The 12,757-nt window shown below is 53.8% G+C and carries 9 protein-coding genes; 3 read left to right on the forward strand and 6 right to left on the reverse strand.

All coding sequences use genetic code 11. The annotated features are described in order from the left end of the window. Nucleotides 1-50 precede the first annotated feature (50 nt). Together gndA and RHH81_RS12815 are read left to right on the forward strand one after the other, a co-directional pair. Nucleotides 51-1,493 (forward strand): NADP-dependent phosphogluconate dehydrogenase, encoded by a 1,443-nt coding sequence (gene gndA, locus RHH81_RS12810; RefSeq protein ID WP_310743148.1) that lies wholly within the window; start codon nt 51-53, stop codon nt 1,491-1,493. Between the two features lie 123 nt (nt 1,494-1,616). Next, the gene (locus RHH81_RS12815; RefSeq protein WP_310743149.1) at nt 1,617-3,386 is read left to right on the forward strand and encodes an ABC transporter ATP-binding protein; all 1,770 of its coding nucleotides are present in this window, start codon (nt 1,617-1,619) and stop codon (nt 3,384-3,386) included. On the opposite strand, the gene glgB is transcribed toward RHH81_RS12815, so the two are convergent. The 4 genes from glgB to RHH81_RS12835 form a co-directional block, all read right to left on the reverse strand. Continuing rightward, complete coding sequence (gene glgB, locus RHH81_RS12820; protein ID WP_302676882.1) at nt 3,383-5,683, reverse strand: 1,4-alpha-glucan branching enzyme; 2,301 nt, start codon at nt 5,681-5,683, stop codon at nt 3,383-3,385. The two genes, RHH81_RS12815 and glgB, sit on opposite strands and share 4 nt — an antisense overlap. Before the next feature lie 83 nt (nt 5,684-5,766). After that, nucleotides 5,767-6,858: a quinone-dependent dihydroorotate dehydrogenase gene (locus RHH81_RS12825; protein WP_315862935.1), complete on the reverse strand. Its 1,092-nt coding sequence runs from the start codon at nt 6,856-6,858 to the stop codon at nt 5,767-5,769. Nucleotides 6,859-6,914: 56 nt separating this feature from the next. Then, entirely contained in the window at nt 6,915-7,457 is a 543-nt protein-coding gene (locus tag RHH81_RS12830) for a hypothetical protein (protein WP_225901596.1), read from the reverse strand. Between the two features lie 143 nt (nt 7,458-7,600). Beyond that, on the reverse strand, nt 7,601-8,287 hold the full coding sequence (locus tag RHH81_RS12835) for an energy-coupling factor ABC transporter ATP-binding protein (RefSeq protein WP_206201712.1): 687 nt from the start codon (nt 8,285-8,287) through the stop codon (nt 7,601-7,603). 63 nt (nt 8,288-8,350) lie between these two features. On the opposite strand from RHH81_RS12835, the gene RHH81_RS12840 reads away from it, so the two are divergent. After that, nucleotides 8,351-10,501, forward strand: a complete 2,151-nt coding sequence (locus RHH81_RS12840; protein ID WP_310743150.1) for an HAD-IIB family hydrolase — start codon at nt 8,351-8,353, stop codon at nt 10,499-10,501. Here RHH81_RS12840 and RHH81_RS12845 read toward each other — a convergent pair. Both RHH81_RS12845 and RHH81_RS12850 read right to left on the reverse strand, forming a co-directional pair. Further along, entirely contained in the window at nt 10,498-10,650 is a 153-nt protein-coding gene (locus RHH81_RS12845; RefSeq protein WP_310743151.1) for a hypothetical protein, read from the reverse strand. The genes RHH81_RS12840 and RHH81_RS12845 overlap by 4 nt on opposite strands. 26 nt (nt 10,651-10,676) lie before the next feature. Continuing rightward, nucleotides 10,677-12,743, reverse strand: coding sequence for a protein kinase domain-containing protein (locus RHH81_RS12850; RefSeq protein WP_310743152.1), 2,067 nt, complete (start codon nt 12,741-12,743; stop codon nt 10,677-10,679). Between the last annotated feature and the right edge of the window lie 14 nt (nt 12,744-12,757).

Raw genomic sequence — 12,757 nt, forward strand, 5'->3', positions numbered from 1 at the left:
TGAGCTTGCCGCTATGGTGGAAGTGATCCTTGCCATTGCAGGACGGATGTATGTCACAGCAAGATTTTGGCGTCATTGGCCTCGCTGTCATGGGGGAAAACCTTGCCCTCAATGTGGAGCGAAATGGATTCTCCGTGGCGGTTTATAATCGCACCCCCGCCCGCACTGAAGCTTTCATGGCCGAACGAGCCGCCGGCCGTCGCTTCAAGGCCACCTATCGTCTTGAGGAATTTGTGGCGTCGCTGTCGCGTCCCCGCCGCATTTTGGCGATGGTCAAAGCCGGCAAACCCGTGGATGACCTGATCCAGCAACTCAAGCCACTCCTTGAACCGGGCGACATTCTCATTGATGGGGGCAACTCCCTCTACACGGATACCGAACGCCGCGTTGCTGAAATGGAGGCAGTAGGGCTGTGCTTCTTTGGCATGGGCGTCAGTGGCGGTGAAGAAGGTGCCCTCAATGGTCCGAGTCTCATGCCCGGTGGCAGTCGGGAGGCCTATCAAGCCCTCGAACCCATTCTCACCAAAATTGCAGCGCAAGTGGATGATGGCCCCTGTGTCACCTACATTGGGCCGGGGGGATCGGGGCACTTTGTCAAGATGGTGCACAACGGTATTGAGTATGGCGATATGCAACTCATTGCCGAGGCCTATGACCTGCTGAAAAACCTCCTTGGCCTCAATCACCAGCAACTTCATGAGGTTTTCAAAAGTTGGAATGAGACCCCCGAACTCAACTCATTTTTGATTGAAATTACTAGCCAGATTTTCACCTATATTGACCCAGAAACCCATTTGCCCCTTGTGGATGTGATTGTGGATGCGGCAGGTCAAAAGGGAACCGGTCGCTGGACGGTGGAAAGTGCCCTTGAAATGGGGGTGGCCATTCCAACGATTACCGCTGCCGTGAATGCCCGCATCATGTCCTCCATCAAAGCCGAACGGATGGCGGCTGCCCAAGTCCTCCCCGGCCCTGCGGCTCACTTTAGCGGCAATAGGCAAGAATTCATTGACAAAATTCGCGATGCCCTCTACTGCTCAAAGATTTGCTCCTATGCCCAAGGGATGGCGCTGATTGCCAAAGGCTCCCAAGAACTCTTTGATAATCAACTAAACCTTGGCGAGATTGCCCGCATCTGGAAAGGGGGCTGCATTATTCGCGCTGGCTTCCTGAATAAGATCAAGCAGGCCTACAGCGAAAATCCCCAACTGGCCAATCTGCTGCTGGCGCCGGAGTTTCGGCAAACCATCCTCGATAAACAGGCGGCGTGGCGGGAGGTGTTGGTGGAGGCGACCCGTGCTGGGATTGCTGTGCCCGCCTTTGGCGCGTCCTTGGAGTACTTCGATAGCTATCGGCGCGATCGCCTGCCGCAAAATCTCACCCAAGCACAGCGGGATTTCTTTGGTGCCCATACCTACGAGCGGATCGATAAACCGGGAACCTTCCATACGGAGTGGGTACCGATTCAGGAGGCAGGAAAAGCATCCGTTTAAGAGGTAGGCAGTAGCGTTGGCGGCGTTGTTCCCCAAGGGGGCAATTCTTTAGCCTATCTTAAGAATTAGGCGAGTGATTTGCTTGCCCGCGATCATCCTGCACTTTGGGGAGGCCAAGAAGCCTTGCATCCGTTTTTACGACTGCTGCACCACAGCCAACGCTACCAACGCCAAGTGGGGCTTGCCTCCCTCTACTCTATCCTCAATAAAATTTTTGATCTCGCTCCCCCCGTTCTGATTGGGATTGCTGTGGATCTGGTGGTGAAGCGGCAGGATTCCCTCTTCGCCCGCTGGGGGCTGGTGACCTTTGAGCAGCAACTGTTGGCCTTGGCCGGCCTATCATTTGTGATCTGGAGCTTGGAATCCCTCTTTGAGTATGCCTATGCCCGCAGTTGGCGCAACCTAGCCCAGCAGATTCAACACGACCTGCGCCTTGAGACCTATGCCCATGTCCAAGAGATGGATTTGGCGTTTTTTGAGGAGCGCAGCAGTGGGGTGTTGCTCTCGATTCTCAATGATGACATTAACCAACTCGAGCGCTTTTTGGATGGCGGTGCCAACGAGGTGTTGCAAGTCACAACCACCGTCTTAGTGATTGGTGGGATTTTCTTTTATTTGGCGCCCAATGTGGCGATCTGGGGGATGCTGCCGATGCCCTTTATTCTCTGGGGATCCGTCATCTTTCAGCGGCGACTCGCCCCTCGTTATGCCGATGTGCGGGAAAAGGCGGGACGCCTCAACGAACGCTTGGCTAACAATATCTCAGGTATTCAAACGATCAAGAGCTTTACTGCCGAGGCTTACGAATTGGAGCGCCTGCGCTGGGATAGTGAAGCCTACCAACAGAGTAATCGCCGCGCCATTCGCCTCAGTGCTGCCTATATTCCCCTGATTCGCTTTGTGATCCTCTTTGGCTTTACGGGAACGTTGGTGCTGGGTGGCTTTGCCGCTTTTCAGGGGCGCTTGGATGTGGGCGCCTACAGCACGATGGTCTATCTGATTCAACGGTTGCTCTGGCCCTTGACCCGTTTGGGGGAAACACTGGATCAGTATCAGCGAGCCATGGCCTCAACGCAGCGGGTGCTGAATTTGCTGGAAACGCCGATCGCGATTTGTACGGGCGATCGCCCCCTTGATCCGCGCCATGTCAAAGGAGAGGTGCGCTTTGAATGCGTTAGCTTTGCCTACGCGGGTCGGGCGCCGGTGCTAAAAAATGTCAGCTTGCACGTGCCTGCAGGTCAGACGATCGCCATTGTCGGCTCCACGGGATCCGGCAAAAGTACCCTTGTGAAATTGTTACTGCGGTTCTATGAGGTGCAAGAAGGGCGCATTCTCATTGATGGGGTGGATATTCGCGAGTATCGGCTGCGGGACTTGCGCCGTGCCATTGGTTGGGTGAGTCAGGATGTCTTTCTCTTCCATGGCACCGTCTTTGAGAACATTGCCTATGGCAGCCCCCAGGCCACCCTAGCAGACGTTGTGCATGCTGCAAAATTGGCGGAAGCCCATGACTTTATCGAGCAACTGCCCCAAGGTTACGACACGGTGGTCGGCGAACGGGGGCAAAAACTCTCCGGCGGTCAGCGGCAGCGGCTGGCGATCGCCCGCGCCCTGCTCAAAGATCCACCGATTCTAGTGCTCGATGAAGCCACCTCCGCCGTGGATAACGAAACCGAAGCCGCCATCCAGCGATCGCTAGCCCACATTACCGCCCATCGCACCACCATTGCCATTGCCCACCGCCTCTCGACGATTCGCCACGCCGACTGCATTTACGTTCTAGAGCAGGGCGACATTGTTGAACAGGGGACACACGAAGCACTCTTGGCGCAGCAGGGCGTCTATTACGGCCTCTGGCAAGTCCAGGCCGGCCAGCTCCTCCCTGAAGGTTAGGGTGTGAGGTTATAGCGTGCCCGCTCAGCGGCTGTTTTCTCGCGATCCAGTTTCAAGATCAGCACTGCCAAGGGGGGCAAGCAGAGATCAAGGGAGTAGCGGCGGTTGTGGTAAGGCCACTCATCCGCCCATTTACCGCCCAAGTTACCCATGTTGCTACCGCCATACTCGCGGGCATCACTGTTAAACAATTCACTATAGAAGCCATGCTCCGGCACGCCAATGCGGTAGTGGCTGTGGGGCTGTGGTGTAAAGTTACAGACGACAACCACAAAATCTTGGTAGTCCTTATCCCAGCGGATAAAGGACACAACGCTATGGCGGTTATCGCTACAGTCAATCCACTCAAAGCCCTCCTGTTTGAAATCTTGGGTGTAGAGGGCAGGTTGTGAACGGTAGAGGCGATTGAGATCCTCAAAGAAGCGTTTGGTTTGCTGGTGGGGTTCGTATTGCAGCAGGTGCCACTCTAAATCGCTCCAGACATTCCACTCGCTCCATTGGGCAAACTCCATCCCCATGAACATTGTTTTCTTGCCGGGGTGAGTGAACATGTAGGCAAATAAACAGCGCAGATTGGCGAATTTCTGCCAGCGATCGCCCGGCATTTTGCCAATGATGTGACTCTTGCCGTGCACCACCTCATCATGGGAGAGCGCCAGCATGAAGTTCTCGCTGTGGTGATACCACATACTGAAGGTGACATTGTTTTGGTGGAACTGGCGGAACCACGGATCCATGCTGAAGTAGTCCAGAATATCGTGCATCCAACCCATATTCCACTTCAGGTTGAAGCCCAATCCCCCCATGTAGGTTGGCCAAGAGACCATCGGCCAGGCCGTTGACTCCTCCGCGATCGAGAGAATTCCCGGAAAGTAGCTAAAGATCACATGGTTGACTTGGCGCAGGAAGTTGGCCGCCTCTAAATTTTCCCGTCCGCCGTATTCATTGGGTACCCACTCACCCTCCTTGCGGGCATAGTCAAGATAGAGCATCGAGGCCACGGCATCCACGCGAATACCGTCAATGTGGTACTTGTCAAACCAAAAGAGAGCATTGGCCACCAGAAAATTGCGCACTTCGTGGCGACCATAGTTAAAGACAAGGGTGCCCCATTCCTTGTGTTCGCCCTTGCGCGGATCCGCGTGTTCGTAGAGGTGGGTGCCATCAAAGAAGGCGAGGCCGTGGCCATCCTTGGGAAAGTGCCCCGGTACCCAATCCACAATCACACCAATACCGTTTTGGTGGCACTGATCCACGAAATACATAAAGTCCTGGGGACTGCCATGGCGAGAGGTGGGGGCGTAGTAGCCAGTGACTTGATAACCCCAAGAGCCATCGAAGGGATGCTCAGCAACGGGCAAGAGTTCAATGTGGGTGTAGCCCAATTCCTTGACGTAGGGAATGAGTTTGGCCGCCAATTCGCGATAGGTGAGAAAGCGTGCCCAGGGCTTGAGTTCTGCCACCTGTACGGGTTCTTGGGGTTGGCCATCAGCACCAATAGGGGGGTCTTCCATTGAGGCGTGGAGCCACGATCCTAAATGCACCTCAAAGACGGAAATCGGCTGCGTCAGGGGGTCGGTGTGGCGCCGTTTTTCTAGCCAGTCGTTATCGCCCCATTCGTAGCTGTTGAGGTCGGTGACAATAGAGGCGGTCTTGGGACGCGGTTCTTGGTAAAAGCCGTAGGGATCTGATTTTTCGTAGATGTGGCCGTCTTGGTTCTTAATTTCGTACTTATAGTGCTCGCCCACACCCAAGCCGGGGATAAAGAGTTCCCAGATGCCATTGCCGCGCCGTGCCATTTGGTGTTTGCGGCCATCCCAGTGGTTAAAGTTGCCAATGACAGAGACATTGCGGGCATTGGGTGCCCAGACGGCAAAATACACCCCTGCAACGCCATCGACTGTGAGCAGGTGTGCCCCGAGTTTTTCATAGATGCGGTGGTGATTGCCCTCGGCAAAGAGATGAATATCAAAATCCGTCAGCTTTGAGGAGCGGAAGGCATAGGGATCGTAGATCACCCGCTCGTGGCCATTTTCATAAATTTTCAGTTGATAATTATTCAGTTCCGGCAGAGGAATGCGGCATTCAAAAAAGTGGGGGTGGTGCACTGGCGTCATCGGATATTCTTGCCGCTGCTCTGGACAGAGGACACTCACCCGTTCGGCATTGGGTAAATAGGCGCGTACCGCCCACATGGATTGGCCATTCTCACTGATCTGGTGACATCCCAAAATTTCAAAGGGATCGTGGTGCTGGTTGGAAACAATGCGGTCAATCTGTTCGGGCGAAACGGTCATATTTTTATACTTTCGTAAAATATAGAGACAATACTATAGAAAAGTTAACAGTTAGAATGCTCCCCTTGACAAGGGCACAGACGCTATTTCTCTGGCTTCTCTTGATCGGTGGCGTGGGCTAAGAGTCCTTGGAGTAGCTCTCGCAATAGGCTCGGTCCTTGGTAAATCCAACCGGTGTAGAGTTGCACCAGTGTTGCACCGGCTGCTAGTTTTTCGATTACATCCTCTGGCGTGAAAATCCCCCCCACCCCAATAATCGGCAGAGTGCCTTGGGTCTCTTTGTGGATAAAGCGAATCACGGCGGTAGCGCGATCGCGCAAAGGGGCACCACTGAGACCTCCCGCCTCGTCCGCCGGCGATCGTCCCGTCTGCGGAATCATCTGGGTTTTTAGCCCCTCCCGTGCCACGGTGGTATTGGTGGCCACAATGCCGGCGAGTTCATAGGTTTGAATCAGATCAAGAATTGCCGCAATCTGCTCCCAACTCAAATCGGGGGCAATTTTCAGAAGCAGGGGCTTGCGGGGGTGATTGGCGGTTTGTAGCGTCTCCAAAATGGGTTCTAGTTGTTCCTTGGCTTGCAGATCCCGTAACCCCGGTGTGTTGGGAGAACTCACATTAATCACGAAATAATCGCCAAGGGGATACAGGCGGCGAAAACTGGCTAAGTAATCCTCTTTTGCAGCTTCCAAAGGGGTGATTTTTGACTTGCCCAAATTGATACCGATGGGAATCGTTGGCGGGGGCGATCGCTCCAAAAGGGCGGCCATGGCCTCTGCGCCGGCATTATTAAACCCCATGCGATTAATCGCCGCGCGATCGGCTGTTAGGCGAAAGAGGCGCGGACGCGGATTTCCCGGTTGTGGCTGCCAAGTGACGGTGCCCAACTCCGCAAAGCCAAAGCCAAAGGCCGACCAGACACTGCGGGCGACGCCATTCTTATCAAACCCTGCCGCCAAACCAATGGGATTGGGAAAGCGTAGTCCCCACATTTGCCGCTCTAAACGGGGATCTGAAAGGGCATAGCGTTGCTGAAGTTGCTGCCGCAGCCAAGTGCTCAGGGCACGATCCTGATTAAGCCACCCACAGAGGGAGATAAACTGCTGGTGCAGAAATTCTGGATCCGCCTGCAACCCAGAAAAAAGAAGTGGCCGCAGCAGGTGCCGATAAGGATCAATGGCCATTCAGACTGCCATTCCCCCACCTAAAGGGTTGAATGATCAACACTATGCCCCTAGTCCAGATAGCCCATGAGGACGGGTGAATCATCAATGATATTAGAAGCCACAGGCCGTTCCCCAGCGGAATAATAGGTTTCAGCAATGTGCAGCCCACTGGTGGTAATCGGACGAATGCCCATCCAATTCACTGTTTCGACAATTTCAAAGTCATCCGCTGCCACGGGGCGCACCCCCATGATGTTCAGGGTTTCAACCACGCGGAAATTGGTGGCCACGATGGGGCGAATACCGGCGGAGTTGATGCTGTCGTAGATTTGCAGGCCACTGCTGAGCACCGGACGCTCGCCGGCATCTTTGATCATGTGCACCACTTGCACGGGACTGGCTTCAATGGGACGTAAGCCGGCACTATTAAAGGTTTGCCATACCACGATGTCGCTGGCTGTGGTTGTGCCTGCGGGGGCAAGAGCCGTTTTTTCGGCAAGGGAAACCATTTGACCGCTATTTTCTTTGGCGGGCGGGTTGCTGCGACGGGCGGGACGGCTAGCTTTGGCTGTGGGTTCTTCGGGGGGTGGGGTTTGAGGCGTTTCAGTCATGGCGATCGCTCCTAATGCAATAATTCAATCCTACAGGTGAATTCGTATGCAAGCATTCTATATCTCTAGTCCTTGATCATAGCAGCCCAAGAGGAGTGCCAGCGGTTTGAGAGATCCCTTTCGGTGCAGGAATGGTTGGCTTTTCAAGCGTGCAGCAGAGGCATCATGTCGCTGGGTGCCCCTTGGCCAATCACTTTGCCACGATCCAGAACAATGGCACCGTCCGCTTGCGCCAGTTCATCGAGACGGTGGGTGACCCACAGTGCGGTGATCCCTTGGCTGTTGACCAGTTGGCGCACGTAGCCTAGGAGTTCCCGCTGGCTATCGGGGTCAAGGAGTGCCGTGGGTTCATCGAGCAATAGCACCCGACAATGGCGAGCGATCGCCCCGGCAATGGCTACCCGCTGTTTTTGGCCGCCACTGAGGGCATAGATGGGACGGCGTTCTAGCCCCTGTAAATTCACAGCTTGTAGGGCGGCACTGACGCGCTCGCGCACCTGCCAATAGTTGAGGGATTCACCATTGAGACTAAAGGCAATATCCGCACCGACACTGGGCATCACCAGTTGGTGATCGGGGTTCTGGAAGACAAAGCCAAGGGGTTGCTCCACATAGACTTCACCGCTTTGGGGCTGCAAGAGACCTCCCAAAATACGCACCAGCGTTGACTTACCACTGCCATTGCGGCCGAGGAGCATCCATAGTTGCCCCCGCGGGATTTCTAGGGACACCCGATCCAGCACGAAAACCTCTGGCGACCAGCCAAAGGAGACCTCTTTGAGATGAATTGCTGGGGGGATTGCCGCCATGGGTTTTTGGACAATGCTCATGTTTTTCGGTAGGGTGAGGATGACCCCCAATTGGGTTGTCGTGCACCAAGTCAGGGAGCGGCTATGCAAGAGGGATTATACATTGTCCTCATCAGTATTCATGGTTTGATTCGGGGCGATCGCCTTGAACTAGGACGAGATGCCGATACGGGAGGACAAACGCGCTATGTGGTCGAACTGGCAAAAACCCTTGCAGCCCATCCCCGGGTGGCGCAGGTGGATTTGGTCACTCGTCTGATTCCCGATGCCAAGGTCAGCCCCGACTATGCCCAGCCCATTGAGCGAATTGGCGATCGCGCCCGCATTGTCCGCCTAGCCTGTGGTCCTCGCCGCTATTTGCGCAAGGAAGTGCTTTGGCCTTATTTAGACGTATTTGCCGATGAACTGTTGCGCCATCTGCGCCAAAGTGGCCGCATGCCCGATGTGATCCACAGTCACTATGCCGATGCTGGTTATGTGGGCTGCCGTGTTGCCGGTTGGTTGGGGGTTCCCCTTGTGCACACTGGGCATTCCCTCGGCCGGGTCAAGCGACAGCGACTCCTTGCCCAGGGTAGTAAGCCCGATGCCATTGAGGAGCAGTTTCACTTTACGACTCGCATTGAAGCCGAGGAGCAAACCCTTGCCAGTGCCGCACTCATTATTGCCAGTACCCATCAGGAGGTCGAAGAGCAGTATCGCCTCTACGATCAATACGATCCGGCACGGATGGCCGTCATTCCGCCGGGGGTAGATACCCGCCGTTTCTATCCAGGGCCTGTCCCTGCCGATTTACCCTTTCGCAAGGAATTGCGTCGCTTTTTAGTGGAACCGGAAAAGCCCTTTATCTTTTGCCTCTCCCGGCCAGTACCGCGCAAGAACGTGGCTGCGTTGCTCAATGTCTATGGCACTGATCCCTTTTTACAGCAGCGAGCGAATCTGGTCTTAGTACTCGGCAATCGCACCGATATTAGCAAGATGGAGGCCAGCCCTCGCCAAGTGTTGACCGAACTCTTTTTGCTGGTCGATCGCTATGACCTCTATGGCAAAGTCGCCTATCCGAAAACCCACACCAGTGATGAAGTCCCCGATCTTTACCGTTTAGCCGCGCAGCAACGGGGGGTCTTTATCAATCCTGCCCTCACTGAACCCTTTGGCCTGACGCTCATTGAAGCGGCTGCCTGTGGATTACCGATTTTGGCGACAGCGGATGGCGGGCCGCAGGAGATTCTCCGCCACTGTCGCAATGGGTTGCTCTTTGATGCCCTTGATCTAGAAGCCATTCGCAGTGCCTTGCATCAAGCCTTTCAAAGTGATAGCCAGTGGCAGACTTGGGCAGACAATGGCCTGAAGGGGGTACAAGCCCACTACTCTTGGCGCAGTCATGTGGAGATGTATCTGCACGCCCTTGCTCAACTGGCGGAAAAATCAGTCTTGCCCGTGTTGAGTGTGCAACGCCAACCGGCTCAGTACCAGAGTAATAAACTGCCAACGACGCTGACACGGAACCGCCTGCTCACCCTCGAACGCCTGTTGATTAGTGATATTGACAATACCTTGATTGGCGATCGCCCTGCCCTTGAGCGACTCTTAACGCTTCTGCAACGCCGTCCTGAAATGGGCTTTGGGGTGGCAACGGGGCGTCATCTCGAAATTACCCTAGAGATCCTCCATGAATGGGGCGTGCCGATTCCCGATGTTTTAATTACGTCCGTGGGCAGTGAAATTCACTATGGCCCTCACTTGGTTCCCGACACCAGTTGGCAGCAGCACATTAGCTATCGCTGGGAACCCCAACGGGTGAGAGACACCCTCGCCGATGTGGCAGGCCTGACGCTGCAACCCCCAGAAAATCAACGCTCCCACAAAATTAGCTACAACGTGGATACCACGGTTCTCCCCAGCATTACCCCGGTCTTGCGTTTACTGCGACAGCAGAAACTCCATTGTCGGCCAATTTTCTCCCACAATCAGTTCTTGGATATTTTGCCCCTGCGTGCCTCTAAAGGCGATGCCCTGCGCTATCTTGCCCTCAAGTGGGGCTATCCGCTGCAAAAACTGTTGGTGGCTGGGGACTCTGGCAATGACGAGCAAATGCTGACGGGGAATACCCTTGCTGTTGTTGTGGGCAATCACAGTCCGGAATTGGAAAAGTTGCGCGATCGCCCCCATATTTACTTTGCCCAAGGTCACTATGCCCAAGGGATTCTCGAAGCGATTGAACACTATGGCTTCTAACGAAAAGCCTGCGATAACGTCAAACTAGAAATGCCCTTGGCGCGGTAATCGGCAAGAATCTGAGCCAGTGCCTCCACTGTCGGTTGTTGCGTGGGATTGAGTTTGGGATTGCTCGGCAGTGCCAAGTTGAACTCCGTGCCATCCTGCATCAGCCAGTGACTCCCCCGCTAGCACGCTAGAGAGCTTGGGTTCCTTGAATTAGCCATTCGCCACCAACATTGACTAAAGTAAAGCGTAACGTTTGATAAAAATCTTGACCAGAGTTCATTATGTAGTGAAGATTTGCATCAACAACGGCTCTATCTGAAGTTAAACCGACAACTTCAGTACTATAAACATCAACGTACTGCACTTTAGTCCACCAATCGATGTATGAACCATAGCCGTTGGGGTGTGCTGAGGCATCATTTTGGAAAGAGCTGGTCAATTGATGCCACGCTGCCTCGTAATTGCCAGCGTTAATCAGAGCATAGTAATTTTCAACAAAAAGGCTGGGATCAGGGAGCAGCTCCGGGTCAAGCAGGACGCGTTCGCTAGCACTTGCAGGGGGTGGGGGCGTAGAAACAGTTTCTGGGGTTGGCAACGGAGATTCAATAGGGGGCGATTGGTCAGGAGTTTCTGCGACTTCAGTAGGGGAATTGGCTAGCGAGGGAGGGCGGGGTTCTAGGCGGTTCGACAGCAAAATTACAGCCATCGCTGCAAACATACTCCCAAAGGCAATCACAAGTGAGCCGAGGATGAACCACGGTGCGAATGATGACTGAGCTGTGGGTACTGATTGAGTCCCAGAGAAGAGTTGTCCTGTAGGCGTGGTAGAGAGGGGTGGGGGTGTGACAACCGGTTCATGGACAATACTGCCTGCCTCAATCATCCGCCAATGTTGATCCTGCCGTTCAACCCGTGCTGGCCTCAGCAATTGCCCTGACTTTTCACTGGGGTGCTGGGGTAACGTTCGCCGAAATAAGTAAGCATCGAAGTCTCCCCTATGCAAGGGAACAAGCCAAGACTGTTGATTGACATCTGTGATCACTAAATAGCTGGGATGAGCAGGACACTCAGTAAAAATGGCACCCTCGCTTTGAGAACCTGAAGGACGCACCAGTGTTCCATAGTTTTGCAGCTCTAACCAATCACTCTGCAAACCACTGTTGTACTTCTCAAGCAGCCAGTTGACCGACGGCGCTAAGCGAGGTGGTGGAGACTCCTCAGTAACCAGTTTAGTAATCAGTGGTGTTTCTAGCGCCTGCATCTCTAACGTTTTTTTTGTTTCTGTCTCTGCATCCGCTAGGGCAGCTTCGACTTCCTTGGCGGATTGATAGCGATCGCTGGGTGCAACGGCCAGCATCTTTGCCAAAACATCGCGAAACGTTGGTGTGATTTGGACATACTTTTGCCAATTCCAAGTGTGATGGTAGTTATCAAACAATTCCTTGGGATCTTTGCCCGTGAGTAAGACAATACAGGTCACTGCTAGGGCGTACAGATCAGAACTCGGAAAAACCTGCTCACCGCTGACTTGTTCTGGTGCGGCATAATGCGCTGTATAAATTTTTGTATGTCCCTTCGCAACTTCGGTAACACGGGAAATCTCCTTGACTGCACCAAAGTCAATGAGGTAAAGGCGACGCTGCCCCGGAAATTTACTGTTCTTTGCCGATTGGCGAATGATGTTTGCTGGCTTAATGTCTCGATGAATAGCCCCTTGATCGTGGATGTACTGCAAAACAGGTAGGAGATCCTTTAAGACCTCACGAACTTCCTCTTCACTCAAATAACCGCGATAGGCAAGTTCACACTCAAGCGTATCGCCATCAATAAATTCTTGAACCAGATAAAAATAGTGTTGTTCTGCTTTGCCTGTGCTGCTGCTCACCCGCTCCTGAAAGAAGGCAAATAGGGTAGGAATTTGGGGATGTTCCCCCAACGTTTCTAGGAGTCGCGCTTCTCGCTTGAATAAATTTTCTGCTTTTTGCAAGAGGTCTGGATTTGAGGTTTCAACTTGGAGCTGTTTAATCACACATTGGCGCTTGGCGGGCGTATCCAAATCTCGCCCTAGGTAAGTAATACCAAAGCCCCCCTGTCCCAACAGCTGTTGGGCAACATAGCGCCCCCGCAAAATCAAGGGCATGCCGCAGTTGGCGCAGTACTTTTGGCTAATGGTATCCACCAAGACATCCCCCTCTAGTTCAGGCAGGTCATTGTGGGGATGGGAACACTGGGGGCGGGTGCAGTAGATAAGCATGATTTTGCATCAAG

The sequence above is a fragment of the Thermosynechococcus sp. PKX95 genome, assembly GCF_031583295.1.
Classification (GTDB): domain Bacteria; phylum Cyanobacteriota; class Cyanobacteriia; order Thermosynechococcales; family Thermosynechococcaceae; genus Thermosynechococcus.